Below are 16,854 nucleotides of genomic sequence, written 5' to 3' on the forward strand. Positions count from 1 at the left end.
GGGTGTGCTCTCCACGCCGTGCACTGCTCCCCGGGCACCTGCCGCGGCGCGGATCCCCAGAGTCTGCACGCATAGCGCACAGGGTGCAAGTCCTCGCGTCATGACCTCGGCGTGGCGTGCAGCGGGGGTGGGCGCCGTTGACCGAGGGCCAGGACTCGCGTATGGTTGTCAGGTTGCCGCGCCCGTCGTGCGGCGCATCGTCGAGCCTGGCGGCTCGACCAGACGACTTCCGGCGATCGCGCCGGACCACGGGAGATCCACCATGAGCAAGCGTACGTTCCAGCCGAACAACCGCCGCCGCGCCAAGAAGCACGGCTTCCGCCTCCGCATGCGCACGCGTGCCGGCCGCGCCATCCTCGCTGCGCGCCGCGCCAAGGGCCGCACCGAGCTCTCCGCGTAGCCCACGAGGTGCTCGCGAAGGCGAACCGGATCATGCGCGGCGACGACTTCCGTCGCATCGTGCGCACCGGTCGCCGCGCGGGCGGCCCCCTCGCGGTGGTGCACCGCGCGAAGCCCGAAGCGGCAGTCAGCCGCTTCGGGTTCATCGTGTCCAAGCAGGTCGGCAACGCCGTGGTCCGCAACCGCGTGAAGCGGCGGCTCAGCGAGATCGTCCGAGCAGAGCTCGACGGGATCGAGACCGCCGACATCGTGATCCGCGCACTCCCCCCGGCGGGCGAGGCTGACTTCGATACACTGAGGGCCGGCATCGCGCCGCTGCTGGTGCGTCGGTCATGAGTCGGAGCCTGCTGAGGCTGTGGCTGATCCCTCGCAACGTCTGCGTCGCGATCCTCGTCGCCTACCGCGCGGTGATCTCACCGCTCTACGGCGACGTGTGCCGCTACTACCCCAGCTGCTCGAGCTACACCCTCCAGGCCATCCAGCAGCACGGGGTGGTGCGCGGCATCTGGTTGGGCGCTCGGCGCATCATCCGCTGCCATCCCTGGGCGGCCGGCGGAGTGGACGACATCCCAGAGCCGCACGCGCGGCTCGCAACGACTCGAGCGGGGTTCGTCCTCGCTCGCAAGGAGCAGTGACAGCTTGGACATCTTCGCCCTGCTGATGTGGCCCATCAAGTGGGTCATCGAGGCCATCCTGGTCGGATTCCACTGGATCGTCACCACCCTCGGCGGCGACCCGGGCTCGGGACTGACGTGGGTGCTCTCGATCGTCGGCCTCGTGCTCGTCATCCGCAGCGCGATGATCCCGCTGACGGTGCGCCAGATCGTCTCGTCGCGCAAGTCGCTCGAGATCCAGCCGGAGATCCAGCGCATCCAGAAGAAGTACAAGGGCAAGAAGGACCAGTTCTCGCGCGAGGCGATGCAGCGCGAGACCATGGAGGCCTACCGCAAGGCGGGCACGAACCCCTTCGCCTCGTGCCTCCCGCTGCTGATCCAGATGCCGATCTTCCTCGGCCTGGTGCAGGTGCTGACCGACGCGAACAACCAGCGTCCGGGCGTCGGCCTCCTGACCCAGGATCTCGCCACGCTCTTCAGCCAGTCGACGCTCTTCGGCATCGTGCCGCTGCACAAGACCATGCAGGCGGGCTTCACCGAGGGCAACGTCCCGGTGATCATCACCGCGGTCGTCCTCACCCTCATCATGTGCGCGACGCAGTTCTACACGCAGCTGCAGATCATGACGAAGAACCAGACGCCGGCGATGAAGGAATCGCCGATGTACCGGCAGCAGCGGATCCTGCTGTACATCATCCCGGTCTTCCTGCTGATCTCTGCCTGGCTGTTCCCGCTCGGCACGATGTTCTACTGGCTCGTCTCGAACATCTACACGCTCGTGCAGCAGCTCATCATCATCAACAAGCTGCCCACGCCCGGCTCCGAGGCCGCGCTCGCGCGCGAGGCGCGCATGGCGCGCAAGCGGCAGCGGATGGGTCTGCCGGCCGTCGACGATGCCGAGCCGACCGAGACGCAGGCGCAGATCGACCTCAGGACGCAGCGCGCACAGCCGCGCGGCAAGAAGCCGAAGTCGCAGCGAGAGGGCTGAGCATGACGGAGCAGGAGTCGACCGTCGAGGTCGAGGCGCAGGACCAGCTGGACGAGGGCGAGATCGCCGCGGACTACGTGGAGGGTCTGCTCGACATCGCGGACCTCGACGGCGACATCGAGATCGAGCAGACCGAGATGCGCACGACGATCGTCGTGGGCGAGGCCGGCGACGACCTCGGCGGGCTCGCGAAGCCCGACGTCGTGGCCGCGCTGCAGGAGCTCACCCGCCTCGCGGTGCAGCAGCAGACCGGCGAGTTCTCGCGGCTCGTGCTCGACGTCGCGGGATCCCGCGACGCCCGCGCCGAGGAGCTGCAGGCGATGGTCGACGCGGCGGCCGCGAGCCTCGAGGCAGGGCAGGCGCGAGTGGCCCTCGAGCCGATGTCCTCCTACGAGCGCAAGCTGGTGCACGACCTCGTGCGGGAGCTCGGGCTGACGAGCGACTCCGAGGGTGAGGGCGCCGCGCGCCACATCGTCGTCCTGCCCGCCTGAGCCCGTGGCGGACACCGCTCCCCCGGTGCTCGAGGACGAGCCCGCCGCCGCTGCGCAGCTGTTCGGCGACCGGATCGAGCTGGCCCGATCGTTCACCGCGTCGCTCGCGGAGAAGGGTGAGCTCCTCGGTCTCATCGGGCCGCGTGAGCTCCCGCAGCTGTGGAGTCGACACATCCTCAACTCTGCATTGCTCGCACCGCTGCTGCAGGGACGGGTGGGCGACGTGGGCTCCGGGGCGGGTCTGCCTGGCCTCGTGCTGGCGATCGCCCGACCGGACGTGCACCTGACGCTCATCGAGCCCATGGAGCGTCGCACGGACTGGTTGCAGTCGGAGGTCGACCGCATGGGGCTGGACAACGTCGCGGTGCTGCGCGCGCGAGCGGAGGACGTGCCGGCATCCGGTGCGCTCCTCCCCCTCGATCAGGTCACTGCGCGAGCAGTCTCAGCCCTGCGCACGCTCATCCCGCTGACGGCGCCGCTCGTGCGCAGCGGTGGCACCCTGCTGCTCATGAAGGGCGGCCGCGCTGCGGAGGAGATCGACGCAGCGCAGAAGATGATTCGCAAGCATCGGCTGCAGGATGTCGAGGTGCTCGAGCTCGGCGCCGACGCTGGGCTGGAGCCGACACGCGTGATCCGGGCCCTCGTCGATCCCTGATCGATGTCCCGCATCGCCCCACCCCCGCCGAGCACCGGCGGGGGTGTTCCTTTCTCGCGGCCCTCTCGGCGGGCGCGCTCGGACCGATGTTGCCCGACTCGGAAGAGCGGATCGTTCACGGAGCCGTCACCCAGATGCTTCACGTGGAACATGACGCCTGCCGTGCGCCTCGGCGGCGTCGCGCAGAGCCGGCAGTGCCCGGTGCGAGGAGCGTTCGAAAGCTCATGGGACGCTCGACGGCACTGGATTCCTGCGAGCCAGCAGCGAACACCCGTTGCACGCAGATCCCCGTCACGGAGCAGTGGGCTAGGGCAGCCCAGGTGTTCCACGTGAAACATCGCGCAGCGGTATCGCAAGCGCTTGCATCCAGCGAGCGCAGCCGTGCCTCGCGCATTCCAGTGGATTGGGACACAGCCGCGTGCGACCGACGTGCGGCGGATGCGAGCGCCCCGGCCCGTCAGCATGGCGCGACTCGACACGTGTTCCACGTGAAACATCCGTCGGGGAATGCCCCGCATGTGCGTCTTCGACGCCGCGCCTCACGGGCCAGGGCGGCGACCGGCGCAGACACCCGTCGCGCCGCCGATTCGGCAGCGTCACGTGTTTCACGTGAAACCTTCCGCTGCGAGAAGCCGCGCGCGGCAACCGCGCGCTGACAATCCGATCGCGTGCCCGCCTCCATGGAACAGCGAGCAGATGCGATCGCCGCGCTGGCTCGCGCACCAGGCCCTCAGTAGAGAGGCCGCCGGTCCCCGTTCGCCACGCGAGGTCAGTACGCCGCGGTAGCGGTCCAGATGTTTCACGTGGAACCTCGCGGAGCATGCGAGCTCTCTGGAGTGGTGCTGCCGCGATCCGCCGAACGGGCTTCAATGCAGCCGATGATGGGCCGCACTTCAGGATGATGATTGGTCAATTCAATGGGCGCCACCTGAGCGCGATCGCGGTCAGCGCGCGCCTCGCGGCGCTGAGGAGTCTGCCATGCCTGTGGAAAGATGTGCATAAGTAGGCTCCGCCCGCGACGCCGAAGCGCGTCGCGTGCGCATCTCCAGGCGGCCATAATCCGCGGAAAGACGCGGGGTTTCGGGGTACGGGGTCAACCTTCATGCTCGAGGGAAGGCCGAGGGATTGCAAACAGCGTTCTCCACAGGCCTGTGTACAACGTGCGCAGCGCGAGCGTTGCTCTCGACTTTGCGATCGACGCCGGAGGGGCCAGACTGGACCCCTTGGACCACATCCCGGAACCTCGCTGCCCGCGCTCGATGTTCCACGTGAAACATCGATCAGGAGGGCATGCGTGACCACGGGCAAGTTCGACACCACCCCCATCGCACGTGAGCTCGCCGCGATGGCGCGCCGCCGACAGGCGCTCTCGTCCGTCGAACTCCCGCTGCCGAAGCGCACGCGCATCTTCACCGTCGTCAACCAGAAGGGCGGCGTGGGCAAGACCACGACCGCCGTGAACCTCGCGGCGGCGCTCGCACAGGGCGGCGCGAGGGTGCTCGTGCTCGACCTCGATCCGCAGGGCAACGCGTCCACCGCGCTCGGCATCGATCACCACGCCGACGTCGTCAGCACCTACGACGTGCTGATCGAGGGAGAGCCGCTGCAGTCCGCGATCGCCGTGAGCCCGCAGAGCGACCGGCTGCAGGTCGTGCCGTCCACCATCCACCTCGCCGGCGCGGATCTCGAGCTCGCCGCGATGGAGCAGCGCGAGCACCGCCTCCGGAAGGCGCTCGACGCCTACCTCAGCGAGGCATCGGAGCCGCCCCACTACATCTTCATCGACTGCCCGCCCTCTCTCGGGCTGCTGACGATCAACGCGTTCACCGCCGCGACCGAGGTGCTGCTGCCGATCCAGTGCGAGTACTACGCGCTCGAGGGGGTGTCGCAGCTCATGGACACGATCGAGCGCATCAAGGCGCACCTGAACCCCACCCTCGACCTCTCGACCGTGCTGCTCACGATGTTCGACGGGCGCACGCTGCTGTCGCGGCAGGTCGTCGACGAGGTGCGCAAGCACTTCCCGGAGCAGACGCTCGACGCGATCATCCCGCGATCGGTCCGGGTCTCCGAAGCCCCCGGCTACGGCCAGACGGTGATCGCCTACGACCCCAACTCCCCGGGCGCGCTCTCATACCGTGAGGCAGCCGCAGAGATCGCACGCAGAGGAACGGCATGAGCAAGAGGGCAGGACTGGGACGCGGCATCGGCGCCCTCATCCCGACGGGGCCGGCACCGGCAGCCGAGATCGACGAGCGCGACGAGGCTGCGCCGACGACGGCGGAGGCGACCCCGACGCACCGACGCGCACGACGGGCGCCGAAGCCCGGTGGGCGGCCGGTCGACGTGTTCTTCTCCGGCGAGGAGGACGAGGCGCAGGGGCTGCTCGCCATCCCCGGGGCGACCTTCGGTGCTGTCGCGCCCGGCGACATCCGCCCGAACGCGAACCAGCCGCGCACCGTCTTCGACGAGGACGACCTCGCCGAGCTCGAGCACTCCATCCGCGAGTTCGGCGTGCTCCAGCCCATCGTCGTGCGCCCCGTGTCGGTCGGCGACGACGGCACGCACTACGAGCTCATCATGGGGGAGCGGCGCTGGCGCGCGAGTCAGAGAGCCGGCCTCGAGACCATCCCCGCCGTCATCAAGGACACGCCTGATGACGCCATGCTGCGCGACGCGCTGCTCGAGAACCTGCACCGCGCGTCCCTCAACCCGCTCGAGGAGGCATCGGCCTACCAGCAGCTGATGGACGACTTCTCGATCACGCAGGACGAGCTGTCGAAGCGGATCGGCCGCAGCCGGCCGCAGATCTCGAACACGATCCGCCTGCTGAAGCTCCCCGAGTCCATCCAGGCGAAGGTCGCCGGCGGCGTGCTGTCGGCGGGGCACGCCCGGGCGATCCTCTCGCTGCCGACCGTCGAGGCGATGGAGCAGCTCGCCGCGAAGATCATCAATGAAGATCTCTCAGTTCGTGCCGCCGAGGCAGCCGCGGGCCTGTTCCAGGCGCGGAGCCCGCGCCGGACGCCGACGAAGGGCGCCGTGCAGCACGGCCTCGACGAGATCGCCACGCGGCTCGAGGACCGCCTCGACACGCGCGTGCGCATCGCGCTCGGGCGCTCGAAGGGCCAGCTCACGATCGACTTCGCGACCGTGGGCGACCTCAACCGCATCCTCTCCGAGCTGGGGGAGCAGGGCGTGGGTGCAGGCCTGGAGCCCACCGACGACTGAGCGTCCGCCGTACCGCAGCGCACATGACGAAGGCCCCGAGGACGCATCCTCGGGGCCTTCGTCATGCGTGGATCACAGGAACGCTGCGAGCTCCTGCTCGATCGCGGGCTTCGGACGAGCGCCGATGAGCTCCTTCACGACCGCGCCGCCCTGGAAGAGCTTCATGGCGGGGATCGACGTGATGTTGTAGCGCATGGCCAGGTCGGGCTCCTGGTCGACGTTCACCTTGACGACGTCGAGCTTCTCGGTCTCGCCGTCGATCTGCTCCAGGATGGGGCTGACCGCGCGGCACGGGCCGCACCAGGCGGCCCAGAAGTCGACGAGGACGGGCTTGTCGGCGTTGAGCACGTCCTGCTCGAACGACGCGGTGGTGACTTCCTTCACAGTGCTGCCTCCTCAGGGCTCGTGACGAGGACCGGCACGGCGTGCGCGGCCAAGTAGTGCTCCGCGTCGAGCGCGGCGACGGTGCCGGACGCGGCGGCCGTGACGGCCTGGCGGTAGGTCGGGTCGATGACGTCGCCCGCGGCGAAGACGCCCTCGACCGACGTGCGCGAGCTGCGGCCACCGACGGCGATCGTGCCCTCGGCGGTGAGCTCGAGCTTGCCGTGCACGAGATGCGTGCGGGGGTCGGAGCCGATCGCGACGAACACGCCGTCGATCGGCAGCCGGCGCGTCTCACCGGTGATGCGGTCGCGCAGCGTGACGGCCGAGACCTGGGCCTCGCCCTCGATCGACTCGACGAACGCGTTCGTGATGAAGTCGATCTTCTCGTTGGCGCGCGAGCGGTCGAGCATGACCTCGCTCGCGCGGAACGTCTCGGAGCGGTGCACGATCGTGACCTTGTCGGCGAACTTCGTGAGGAAGTTGGCCTCCTCCATCGCCGAGTCGCCGCCGCCGACCACGATGAGCTGCTTCTGCTTGAAGAAGAAGCCGTCGCACGTGGCGCACCACGAGACGCCGTGGCCGGAGAGGCGCTCCTCGCCGTCGATGCCGAGCTTGCGGTAGGCCGAGCCGGTCGCGAAGACGACGGCACGGGCCTCGAGCACCTCGTCGCCGACGTGCACGCGCTTCACCTCGCCGTCGAGCTCGAGGTCGGTGACGTCCTGCATCCGCACATCGGCGCCGAAGCGCTCGGCCTGCTGCTGCATGGCGAACATGAGGTCGGGACCCTGGATGCCCTCGGGGAAGCCGGGGAAGTTCTCGACATCCGTCGTGGTCATGAGGTCGCCGCCCATCTCGACGCTCGAGGCCAGCACGATCGGCTTCAGATTGGCGCGTGCCGCGTAGATGGCGGCGGTGAAGCCGGCGGGGCCGGAGCCGATGATGATGAGGTCGTGCACTCTTGTCTCCTGAGTCGAGGCGGGATCCTTGGGGTCAACAGATTCTAGGTGGCGGGCATTCCCGCGCGGCCGGGCTCGCTGACGACCGCGAGCAGGTCGCCGGTGGCGGCGTCGACGACGATCAGGCCGGCCGTGGGCCACTCGGGGGTGCGGCGGACGACGGGGTGGTGCACGCGGGCGCGCGAGCGGCGATCCCACGAGTCGACGAGGCGCGCGGTGTCGGCGTCGACGATGAGCACGGCCGGGTGGGCGTGCGCGAGCGACGACGACGCATCCGACGACCACCAGCCCTCGACCGCGAGCGGCCGAGGTGCGGACTCCAGCTCGAGCTGCTGCTTGCGCTCACGGGTGAGCGACGCGCCCACGATGGCCCCGATGCCTGCGGCGACGCCGACGAGCAGCGGTCCGGCGACGCGGATGAGCGAGCTGGCCATGCGATCCCCCTGGCGTTGACTCCCGGCTGCCTGCGACGGTGCCGGGTCGCCAGCCTAGACGCCGACCTTGTGGGCTTGCCCAGCGGGATGCGGCGCTCAGACCGGCTCGGCGGGCTCCACGCGCTCGGCGGGCTCGGCGCTCGAGCGTCCGCGGCGGAACCGGTCGAGCACCACGTCGACCGTCGCGCGGAAGTCGGGGTTGCGCGTGATGAAGAGCAGCCCGAAGTAGATGAGACCCATCACGAGCCCGGCGGCGACGCAGGTGGTGACGGCGCCCAGCACGTTGATCGTGCCGAAGCCGCCCGGCCGGTAGCCGCCGAGCGCCAGCACGACCCCGAAGCCCGCGGCCGCGGCGAGCAGACCGTACGCGAGGTACTGGATGTGCCGGATGGCGATGAGCTTGAAGCCGAACGGGCCGATCTTCACGCGCACGAGCACGAGCCAGACGGCGAAGGAGATGAGGTTCGCGACCGAGACGGCGAGGGCCGTGCCGGCGATGATCCACTCCGGCGGCAGCGTCGACGCCCACCACAGGCCCGCGAACGTGACGAACATGCCGAAGCACGAGTAGACGAACGCGGTGCGGGTGTCGCCGAGCGCGAAGAAGACGCGCTGCACCACGTACTCGGCACTGAACGCCACGAGGCACACGAGGAACGCCCAGATCACCCAGGCCATCGCCATCATGAGCTCGAACCGCGGCTCGAGGATGCGCGCGAACGGCACGGCCACGACGGCCAGCACGAGCGCCGAGATGGTGGTGAGCATGCCGACGGCTCGCAGCGCGCTCGACAGGTCGGCGCGGATGCCGCCCATGTCGTGCGAGGCCGCGTGGTGCGACATGCGGGTGAAGTAGGCGATGGCGATCGAGACGGCGATGATCGAGTGCGGCAGCGAGAACAGGTACCAGGCGTTCTGCATCGTCAGGATGTTGGCGCCGTCGCCGAGCGTCGCGACGCGCGACTGCACGAGTCCCTTGACCTGCCCGATGATGACGATGCCGAACAGCCACAGCGAGGCCTTGCCGGTCGCGCGCAGGCCCACGCCGCGCCAGCCGAAGTCGAGCCGGAACCGCATCCCGGTGCGGCGGAAGAAGAGCACGAGCACGAGCGCCTGCACGGCCACGCCGGCCGTGGTGACGAGGCCGAGGACCATCACGCGGTCCCAGTCCCAGACGTCGATGCTGCGGTTCACGGCCTCGCCGCCGAACAGCCAGATGAAGAAGCCCAGCCCGGCGATCGAGATGACGTTGTTCGCGACCGGCGCCCAGGTGTACGGCCCGAACTGGCTGCGGGCGTTGTAGATCTCGCCGAGCAGCGTGTAGATCGCGTAGAAGAGGATCTGCGGCATGCACCAGTAGGCGAGGCCGATCGCGACGGTCATCTGCTCGGCGCTGAAGCCGTCGCCGGCGATCGCGTAGAGGTCGACGAGCACCGGCGCCGCGACCGTGGCGATCACGGCGAGCCCGATGAACACCGAGCCGCCGAGGGTCAGGATCTTCGAGACGTACGCCTCGCCGCCGTCAGCCGCCTTCGACGCCTTGACGATCTGTGGCACGAGCACCGCGCTCATGACACCGCCGGCGACGAGCGCGTAGACGTTGTTGGGCAGCTGGTTGGCGAGGCCGAACGCCGCGCCCGCCGCGGAGCTGGACTGGCCGATCGCGATGACGAGCATCGCCATCTTGATGAACCCCAGCACCCGCGACACCATGGTGCCCGCCGCGATGATGGCGCTTGCCTTGCCTGTGCTCACAGGGACTCCTTCACGGGCTGATCGCGGGCTTCGCGATCGCTGATGTCATCGGCGTCGCCGTGGGCCTCGCCCCGGCGGCGCTTGCGCACCGACCGCCAGATGCCGAAGGCGATGAGCAGCACGATGGCGATGCCCAGCGCGACGGCGACGGCGGTCTCGATGGTGGGCTGCGCGGTCACGCGCATGATCTGGGGCTGCCCGAGCGGCACGCCGTCGGGCGTGTGCAGCTGCGCGACCATGAGCACCGTACCGGTGCCCACGACGTCGATCGGCACCTGCACGCGCTGCTGCGTGCTCGCGGCGAGGCTGATGTTCGTGCTCGGCTGCGGCACGGAGACGAGCGCGTTGAGCGGTCGCAGCGACAGCACGACCTGCACGGGCACGCTGAGTCCGTTCGCGATCGTGATCGGCAGCGGCACGCTCTCGCCCACGGCCCGGATGTCGCTGCCGCCGACGATCTGCACCGCCTCGCGCACCTGGCTCAGCTCGCCGCCCAGCCCGTCGATGGCCGTGCGGTCGGCATCGGTCACGGCCCGGCCGGCATCCGGCAGCGCCGCCAGCAGCGTGAGCCGGAGCCCCGACAGCAGCGACGCGGGCTCGTCGACGATCGTGGCGACGCGCGACGCCTCGGCCTCCTGCGCGAGCGCGGCGCTCACCAGCTCGGCGCCGGCGTCGCGCTCGGGGTCGTCGATCGTGGCGAGCACCGCCTCACGGGTGGGCGTCTCGAGCGCGTCGTCGATGCTCACCGTCTCGACGAAGCCGGCGTCCGCGAGCGTCTCGAGCACCGCGACCGGCGATCCCTGGGTGGTGGCGGGCAGCACCGCGGCGAGCGTGCGCGGGTCGCTCGGTCGCTCGCGGGTGATCGTGGCGAGCAGCGCGACGAGCTCGGCGCGCCCCTGCGCCGCGGTGTCGGCGTTCGGGTCGGTCGCGTCCTGCAGCCGCTGCTGCACCTCGGCATCCGCGGCGAGCACGTCGACGCCGCCGACGCTCGCGTGCGCGCTCGGCGTCCTGCCCTCGAGCGTCTCGGCGAGGTTGTCGGTCGAGAGCACGACGGTGCCCATCCCGGCGAGCGTCCCGAGCTCCGCATCCTGCACGATCGCGCCGGTCGCGTCGATCACCGGCATGCGTGAGCCGACCTCGCCGGCCGTGCCGGGCAGCGGCTCGTCGTCCTCGACCGGGATGCCGAGCGGCTCGACCGGGAAGGCGCCGGCGCGGGCCTGCGCGATCGGGTCGGCGTTGGCGTACAGCAGGGGATAGGTGTCGCGGGTCTCTGCGAGCTCGAGCCAGTCGGCGGCCGACTCTGGCGCGTCCGTGCCGAGCGCCTCGGCGCTCGCGCCGATCGCCGGGTCGACGCCGATCGTCGCACCGGCGTCGAGCGCCGCGTCGAGCGCTTCGTCGGTGCCGCCGCCGGGCTCCGTGAGCGATTCCAGCTCCTCCGCGGTGAGCAGGCCGGTGGCGTCGACGCCGGCGTCGATCGGCGCGGCGAGCGCCAGGCGCGTCGGGCTCGCCTCGCCCGGCTCGTCGCGGACCACGACGCTCGTGGCGCCCTCCATGTCAGGCGCGGATGCGGCGAGGCCGTAGGCGCCCCAGCTCGCGCCGTCGAGCCCGAGCGCACCCGCGTCGACCGTGATGGTCGTCGAGGTGCGGCCGAGCGCCGCGACCGCCGGCAGGTCCAGGGTGGCGACCACCGAGCTCGCGAGGATCCCGTCGCCCTCGAACCAGCGGCTGAGCCCGTAGCGGGTGCCGATCGGCGCGGTCGTGCGCAGCACCTCGATGCGCGTCGGCGGCAGGCTCTCGCGGGTGGGGTTGCGCAGCAGCACCTCGACCTCGAGCGACTCGCCCTCGCTCAGCAGCGGGTCGACGGGGGCAAGCATCAGGGTCGGCGCCTCGTCGGTCGCCGTCGTCGCGCTCGCCGCGCTCGGAGCGAGCAGCGGGCCGGCGAGGAGCGCCGTCGCGACAGCCGCGGCGGCGCACGCGGTCGCGCGCCGACGCGCGAGGCGACCTGCCGACAGCATGGCTGACAGGGTACCGCCGAAGCATCGGCGCGGCCGTGGTGCCGCGCAGCCGCGCGGGCGACGGCGACCGGCCCTGCCAGAATGGTGTCTCGTGACCGACATGGCTGAGGCGACCGCGCGACTGCACGCCCTCGTCGCATCCGCGCCGACCGCGCAGCTGGCCGAGGCCTTCGCCGGTGCCGGGCACGAGCTCGCGCTCGTCGGCGGCCCGGTGCGCGACGCCTTCCTCGACCGGCCGGTCACCGACCTCGACTTCGCCTCGAGCGCGACGCCCGACGAGATCCACGCGCTCGTCGCCCCGCTCGCCGACGCGACCTGGGATGTGGGGCGCGAGTTCGGCACGATCGCCGCGCGCATCGGCGGCGCCGACGTCGAGATCACGACCTACCGGGCCGACACGTACGACGGCGTCTCCCGCAAGCCATCCGTCGCCTTCGGCGACTCGCTCGAGGACGACCTCGAGCGTCGCGACTTCACCGTCAACGCGATGGCGCTCATGCTCACGCCCCGGCGCGACGGCAGCGAGACGACGGTGCCGCAGCTCATCGATGTCGGCGGCGGGCTCGAGCACCTGCTGCAGGGCGTGCTCGACACCCCGATGGCGCCCGAGCGCTCGTTCGACGACGACCCGCTGCGCATGATGCGCGCCGCGCGCTTCGCCGCGCAGCTCGGCTTCGAGGTCGCGCCCCGGGCGCTCGAGGCGATGGCCGCGCTCGCCGAGCGGATCCGCGACATGTCGGCGGAGCGGGTGCGCGACGAGCTCTCGAAGCTGCTGCTGACGAGCACCCCGGTGCCGGGGCTGCGGCTGCTGACCGACGCGGGCATCCTCGACATCGTGCTGCCGGAGGTGCCGGCGCTGCGGCTCGAGGCCGACGAGCACGCGCACCACAAGGACGTGTTCGAGCACTCGCTCACCGTGCTGCAGCAGGGCATCGACCTCGAGGCATCGCGCAACCCGGATGCGCCGCCCGACCTCGTGTCGCGGCTCGCCGGCCTGCTGCACGACATCGGCAAACCGGCCACGCGACGCATCGAGGGGCGGGTCGTCACGTTCCACCAGCACGACCTCGTCGGCGCGCGGATGGCGAAGCAGCGGCTGAAGGCGCTGCGCTTCGACAACGACACCGTGAAGGCGGTCGCGCGGCTCGTCGAGCTGCACCTGCGCTTCTACGGCTACGGCGAGCAGGCGTGGACCGACTCCGCGGTGCGCCGCTACGTGCGCGACGCCGGACCGCTGCTCGAGCGGCTGCACATCCTCACGCGCTCCGACGTCACCACGCGCAACCGCCGGAAGGCGGAGCGGCTCGACTTCGCGTACGACGACCTCGAGCACCGGATCGCCGAGCTGCGCGAGCAGGAGGAGATGGACGCGGTGCGTCCTGACCTCGACGGCGAGCAGATCATGGCGATCCTCGGCATCCGGCCCGGCCGCGAGGTCGGGGAGGCGTACCGGATGCTGCTCGAGCAGCGCCTCGAGCACGGCCCGCTGGGCGCCGAGCGCGCGGAGCAGGTCCTCCGCGACTGGTGGGCCGCGCGCTCCGACTGAACGCGCTGCGGGCTGCGATCGCGGGCGCGCATAGGCTCGGCGCGTGGAGGAGCAGGAGACCGGCGTGGAGCCGGCCATCGTCGAGCTGATGGTCATGGAGCGCGAGCGGCGCCCCGACCTCCTGAAGCGACTGCGAGCCCTCCTGCACGAGGACCGCCTGGTGGGCGTGCTCCGCCCGTTCGAGGCGATGGGCGAGGTGACGTGCCTGCTGGTCGTCGACGACGCCGGGCGTGCCGCGCGGGCGACACCGGATGGGCTGGGGCCCGGCCTCGCGCTCGACGTGGTCGCAGCCCGGGTCTCGCGAGCACTCGACGCTGCGGTGCTCATCGATGTCCAGATGCTCACGGGTCCGCGACCCGCCCTGCCGCCGACCGCGGAGGAGCACGGCGAGATCGTGGTCGACCTGCCGGGGTTCGATCCCGCGATCGCAGCGGAGGCGCGGGCCTCCGAGCGTCCTCAGGGACGAACGCTCGCGCTCGTCCACCTCGCGGCCGAGGCCGTGCTGCCGAGGCTCCCCGAGCTGGCGCAGAGCGCGAGTGCGAGGACCGTCGTCGTGCCGGCCGGCGATCGCTCCATCATCGTCTTCGATGCCCCGGTGCTCCCGATGTGGTGGAGGGCCGCGCTCCCGGTCGTGTCGATGATCGTCGATCCTTCGAGCGTCGCCCTCTTCGTGGCGACGCGATCGCGAGTGCTCGGGCCGGACGTGGCATGGAGCGCTGGGTGGGCCGACGGTCCCGTCGTCATCCAGCCCGAGACTGCCCATCCGCAGGTGCTGGCTGCCCAGCGAGCGCTCTACGACGACGACGGCCCGATGGAGATCCCGGATGCGGCGCTCGTGGCCGCCCTCGGGTGGGATTTGGCGACGGTCGAGGCGTTGCGGTCGATCCCGTCCTCCGTGCGCGCCGATCCTGCGACGATCGTGGCTGCGATCGATGGACCACCGGTCATGGCAGTGCTCGCGCACGACGAGGACGCCGCGCTCCAGCCGGGCGCGACCGCGTACGTGCCGCGCGGTGCCGGCGCGACACTCCTGGACGCCGTCGCCCTCGCGGTCGGGGTCGAGCCGACGGGCGACAGTGGGTGGTCGCGCTGGGAGCGTTGGTGGTGGCGCCGCCCCCGACTCTCGATCGTCGCCGGCGTGGTGATGCTCGTGCTCGCCGCGCTGACGCTCGGGCGCATGGCCATGACTGAGGACGCCCCGTGGTGGAGGATCGCGCTCGTCATCGCGCTCTCGCTCAACGGCGTCGGCATCCTGGCGAAGGGGCTGCTGGTGCTGCGGCGGGCTGCAACGGGCGAGCAGCCGCGCTAGCGGCGGAGTGGCCGGTGGGGTAGGATCGACAGGTTGCGCGGACTCTGATCCCGCACATGCATACCCTCCTGCTGCAGATCGTCTGCAGCCGTTCTAGTCCGAAGGAGGTGGGTGAAGCATGCAGCAGTACGAACTCATGGTGATTCTCGACCCGGAGGTGGACGAGCGCTCCGTCGCTCCGTCGCTCGACAAGTTCCTCAACGTCATCCGCAACGATGGCGGCACCATCGAGAAGATCGACATCTGGGGCCGTCGTCGCCTGGCATACGAGATCGACAAGAAGACCGAGGGCATCTACGCCGTCGTCAACTTCTCGGCCGAGTCCGCCACGACCGACGAGCTCGACCGCCAGCTCGGCCTGTCGGAGGCCGTCATGCGCACCAAGGTGCTGCGTGCCGAGACCGCCGTCTCGCAGACCGGTGACTCGAAGCGCCACTACGACGCGAAGGCAGCCAAGGCCGCAGCCAAGGCCGACAAGGCCCCCGCGGCCCCCGTCGACGCGACCCCCGCAGCCCCTGCAGCCACCGAGGCTCCCGCAGAGGTCGAGGCCAAGTAGCCATGGCGGGCGAGACGATCATCACGGTGGTCGGCAACCTGACGGCTGACCCGGAGCTGCGCTACACGCAGAACGGGCTCGCGGTCGCGAACTTCACGATCGCGTCGACCCCCCGCACCTTCGACCGCCAGGCGAACGAGTGGAAGGACGGCGAAGCGCTGTTCCTCCGCGCGTCGGTTTGGCGCGAGTTCGCCGAGCACGTGTCGCAGAGCCTGACGAAGGGCTCGCGCGTCATCGCGCAGGGTCGCCTGAAGCAGCGCTCCTTCGAGACGCAGCAGGGCGAGAAGCGCACGGTCATCGAGCTCGAGGTCGACGAGATCGGCCCCTCGCTCCGCTACGCGACCGCGCAGGTCACCCGCGCGCAGGGCGGCGGCGCAGGCCGCAGCTCCGGCGGCCAGGGCGGCGGCGGCAACTTCGGTCAGCCGCAGCAGGTCGCGGACGAGCCGTGGGGTCAGCCCGCTCAGCAGCAGGCGCAGCCCGCATCGGGCGGCGACGTCTGGGGCGCGCCCGGCACCTCGTACAACGACGAGACGCCCTTCTAAGGCTTCTCGGCACCAAGCACTCACGGGACGGCAGTCCCGAGCACGAAAGAAGGACACATGGCTGGCAAGCCGCAGAACAACCGCAAGCCGCGGGGCCCGAAGGGCGGAAAGCCGCTCGCTCCGGCGAAGGCGATCAAGGTCGGCGTCGTCGACTGGAAGGACGTCGCGACGCTGAAGAAGTTCATCTCCGAGCGCGGCAAGATCCGTGCCCGTCGCATCACCGGCGTTTCGGTGCAGGAGCAGCGCCTGATCGCCAAGGCGATCAAGAACGCGCGCGAGATGGCGCTCCTGCCCTACTCCGGCGCCGGACGCTGAGGGGGCTGAGGAACATGGCAAAGCTCATCCTCACGAACGAGGTCTCCGGCCTCGGCTCCGCTGGTGACGTCGTCGACGTCAAGACCGGCTTCGCTCGCAACTACCTCGTCCCGCAGGGCCTCGCGGTCATGTGGACGCGCGGTGGCGAGAAGCAGGTCGAGCAGATCAAGGCAGCCCGCGTCGCACGCGAGCACGCCACGATCGAGGAGGCGCAGGACCTGCGCGCCCGGCTCGAGGCGAACCCCGTCACGCTGACCGCCAAGGCCGGCACCGAGGGCCGTCTCTTCGGCTCCATCCAGACGAAGGACATCGCCGACGCCGTCCAGGCCGCCGGTCATGGCTCCGTCGACAAGCGCGTCATCGAGATCCCGACGCCGATCCGCTCGGTGGGCGACCACCAGGCGACGGCTCGCCTCCGCGACGACATCGTCGCCACGATCACCCTCAAGGTGGTCGCCGCGAAGTGACGTTCCCCGTCACCGCTGTCGGGCCCGCATCCCCTGTGGATGCGGGCCCTTCCGCTTGCCCTCGCGCGCGCCTGGGCGGACCATCGATGGCCCGGTCGCACAACCTTCAACGTGCACTTGACACCACATTCCACACACCGGATGTGGAAAGGGAAATGCCCGGTCAGAGCGCGTTTCCTCACTTATCCGCAGTTCGAATC

The 16,854-nt window shown here is 70.6% G+C and carries 19 protein-coding genes; 14 read left to right on the forward strand and 5 right to left on the reverse strand.

Translation table 11 applies throughout. From position 1 onward, the window contains the following. Positions 1–262 precede the first annotated feature (262 nt). The 8 genes from rpmH (at position 263) to ACVWW9_RS05395 (ending at position 6,375) form a co-directional block, all read left to right on the forward strand. Positions 263–400: a 50S ribosomal protein L34 gene (gene rpmH, locus ACVWW9_RS05360; RefSeq protein ID WP_071299798.1), complete on the forward strand. Its 138-nt coding sequence runs from the start codon at positions 263–265 to the stop codon at positions 398–400. An 8-nt stretch (positions 401–408) separates the two neighbouring features. Further along, positions 409–735: a ribonuclease P protein component gene (gene rnpA, locus ACVWW9_RS05365; RefSeq protein ID WP_354257461.1), complete on the forward strand. Its 327-nt coding sequence runs from the start codon at positions 409–411 to the stop codon at positions 733–735. Further along, a complete protein-coding gene (yidD, locus tag ACVWW9_RS05370) occupies positions 732–1,034 on the forward strand; it encodes a membrane protein insertion efficiency factor YidD (RefSeq protein WP_354257458.1) in 303 nt (100 codons plus the stop codon). Before rnpA ends, yidD begins: the two co-directional genes overlap by 4 nt. Before the next feature lie 4 nt (positions 1,035–1,038). After that, a complete protein-coding gene (gene yidC, locus ACVWW9_RS05375; protein ID WP_354257455.1) occupies positions 1,039–2,001 on the forward strand; it encodes a membrane protein insertase YidC in 963 nt (320 codons plus the stop codon). 2 nt (positions 2,002–2,003) lie between these two features. Then, entirely contained in the window at positions 2,004–2,492 is a 489-nt protein-coding gene (locus ACVWW9_RS05380) for a Jag family protein (RefSeq protein WP_354257452.1), read from the forward strand. Between the two features lie 4 nt (positions 2,493–2,496). Then, the gene (gene rsmG / locus ACVWW9_RS05385) at positions 2,497–3,147 is read left to right on the forward strand and encodes a 16S rRNA (guanine(527)-N(7))-methyltransferase RsmG (RefSeq protein ID WP_456514688.1); all 651 of its coding nucleotides are present in this window, start codon (positions 2,497–2,499) and stop codon (positions 3,145–3,147) included. A 1,345-nt stretch (positions 3,148–4,492) separates the two neighbouring features. Further along, positions 4,493–5,326, forward strand: a complete 834-nt coding sequence (locus tag ACVWW9_RS05390) for a ParA family protein (protein WP_354261536.1) — start codon at positions 4,493–4,495, stop codon at positions 5,324–5,326. After that, positions 5,323–6,375 (forward strand): ParB/RepB/Spo0J family partition protein, encoded by a 1,053-nt coding sequence (locus ACVWW9_RS05395; RefSeq protein WP_456514689.1) that lies wholly within the window; start codon positions 5,323–5,325, stop codon positions 6,373–6,375. The genes ACVWW9_RS05390 and ACVWW9_RS05395 overlap by 4 nt, the downstream gene beginning before the upstream one ends. Positions 6,376–6,447: 72 nt before the next feature. On the opposite strand, the gene trxA is transcribed toward ACVWW9_RS05395, so the two are convergent. From trxA to ACVWW9_RS05420, 5 genes are all read right to left on the reverse strand, one after another. After that, positions 6,448–6,759: a thioredoxin gene (gene trxA / locus ACVWW9_RS05400; protein ID WP_123696684.1), complete on the reverse strand. Its 312-nt coding sequence runs from the start codon at positions 6,757–6,759 to the stop codon at positions 6,448–6,450. After that, entirely contained in the window at positions 6,756–7,715 is a 960-nt protein-coding gene (gene trxB, locus ACVWW9_RS05405) for a thioredoxin-disulfide reductase (protein WP_456514690.1), read from the reverse strand. The genes trxA and trxB overlap by 4 nt, the downstream gene beginning before the upstream one ends. A gap of 44 nt (positions 7,716–7,759) precedes the next feature. Continuing rightward, positions 7,760–8,149: a hypothetical protein gene (locus tag ACVWW9_RS05410; RefSeq protein WP_456514691.1), complete on the reverse strand. Its 390-nt coding sequence runs from the start codon at positions 8,147–8,149 to the stop codon at positions 7,760–7,762. A gap of 96 nt (positions 8,150–8,245) precedes the next feature. Beyond that, a complete protein-coding gene (murJ, locus tag ACVWW9_RS05415) occupies positions 8,246–9,904 on the reverse strand; it encodes a murein biosynthesis integral membrane protein MurJ (RefSeq protein WP_456514692.1) in 1,659 nt (552 codons plus the stop codon). Continuing rightward, positions 9,901–11,919: a DUF6049 family protein gene (locus ACVWW9_RS05420; protein ID WP_456514693.1), complete on the reverse strand. Its 2,019-nt coding sequence runs from the start codon at positions 11,917–11,919 to the stop codon at positions 9,901–9,903. The genes murJ and ACVWW9_RS05420 overlap by 4 nt, the downstream gene beginning before the upstream one ends. A 91-nt stretch (positions 11,920–12,010) precedes the next feature. Between ACVWW9_RS05420 and ACVWW9_RS05425 the strand changes: the two genes are divergently transcribed. From ACVWW9_RS05425 to rplI, 6 genes are all read left to right on the forward strand, one after another. Beyond that, the gene (locus ACVWW9_RS05425) at positions 12,011–13,465 is read left to right on the forward strand and encodes a CCA tRNA nucleotidyltransferase (RefSeq protein ID WP_456514694.1); all 1,455 of its coding nucleotides are present in this window, start codon (positions 12,011–12,013) and stop codon (positions 13,463–13,465) included. Positions 13,466–13,508: 43 nt separating this feature from the next. Beyond that, positions 13,509–14,774, forward strand: a complete 1,266-nt coding sequence (locus ACVWW9_RS05430) for a hypothetical protein (protein WP_456514695.1) — start codon at positions 13,509–13,511, stop codon at positions 14,772–14,774. A gap of 118 nt (positions 14,775–14,892) precedes the next feature. Further along, the gene (gene rpsF, locus ACVWW9_RS05435; protein ID WP_456514696.1) at positions 14,893–15,330 is read left to right on the forward strand and encodes a 30S ribosomal protein S6; all 438 of its coding nucleotides are present in this window, start codon (positions 14,893–14,895) and stop codon (positions 15,328–15,330) included. Between the two features lie 2 nt (positions 15,331–15,332). Next, positions 15,333–15,872 carry a single-stranded DNA-binding protein gene (locus ACVWW9_RS05440; protein ID WP_123696690.1) on the forward strand — a complete coding sequence of 180 codons (540 nt, stop codon included), beginning with the start codon at positions 15,333–15,335 and terminating at the stop codon, positions 15,870–15,872. A 57-nt stretch (positions 15,873–15,929) separates the two neighbouring features. Then, a complete protein-coding gene (rpsR, locus tag ACVWW9_RS05445) occupies positions 15,930–16,187 on the forward strand; it encodes a 30S ribosomal protein S18 (RefSeq protein ID WP_354257426.1) in 258 nt (85 codons plus the stop codon). A 14-nt stretch (positions 16,188–16,201) separates the two neighbouring features. Continuing rightward, positions 16,202–16,654 carry a 50S ribosomal protein L9 gene (gene rplI, locus ACVWW9_RS05450; protein ID WP_456514697.1) on the forward strand — a complete coding sequence of 151 codons (453 nt, stop codon included), beginning with the start codon at positions 16,202–16,204 and terminating at the stop codon, positions 16,652–16,654. The last annotated feature ends 200 nt before the right edge of the window (positions 16,655–16,854 follow it).

This window comes from Agrococcus sp. UYP33 (assembly GCF_054060915.1).

Excerpts from the sequence above, each read along its gene's own strand:
- ACVWW9_RS05390 (WP_354261536.1), top strand. The coding sequence starts at position 4,493 with ATGGCGCGCCGCCGACAGGCGCTCTCGTCCGTCGAACTCCCGCTGCCG.
- ACVWW9_RS05410 (WP_456514691.1), bottom strand. The coding sequence starts at position 8,149 with ATGGCCAGCTCGCTCATCCGCGTCGCCGGACCGCTGCTCGTCGGCGTC.
- rpmH (WP_071299798.1), top strand. The coding sequence starts at position 263 with ATGAGCAAGCGTACGTTCCAGCCGAACAACCGCCGCCGCGCCAAGAAG.
- ACVWW9_RS05440 (WP_123696690.1), top strand. The coding sequence starts at position 15,333 with ATGGCGGGCGAGACGATCATCACGGTGGTCGGCAACCTGACGGCTGAC.
- ACVWW9_RS05420 (WP_456514693.1), bottom strand. The coding sequence starts at position 11,919 with ATGCTGTCGGCAGGTCGCCTCGCGCGTCGGCGCGCGACCGCGTGCGCC.
- rplI (WP_456514697.1), top strand. The coding sequence starts at position 16,202 with ATGGCAAAGCTCATCCTCACGAACGAGGTCTCCGGCCTCGGCTCCGCT.
- yidD (WP_354257458.1), top strand. The coding sequence starts at position 732 with ATGAGTCGGAGCCTGCTGAGGCTGTGGCTGATCCCTCGCAACGTCTGC.
- ACVWW9_RS05395 (WP_456514689.1), top strand. The coding sequence starts at position 5,323 with ATGAGCAAGAGGGCAGGACTGGGACGCGGCATCGGCGCCCTCATCCCG.
- rpsR (WP_354257426.1), top strand. The coding sequence starts at position 15,930 with ATGGCTGGCAAGCCGCAGAACAACCGCAAGCCGCGGGGCCCGAAGGGC.
- ACVWW9_RS05380 (WP_354257452.1), top strand. The coding sequence starts at position 2,004 with ATGACGGAGCAGGAGTCGACCGTCGAGGTCGAGGCGCAGGACCAGCTG.
- rpsF (WP_456514696.1), top strand. The coding sequence starts at position 14,893 with ATGCAGCAGTACGAACTCATGGTGATTCTCGACCCGGAGGTGGACGAG.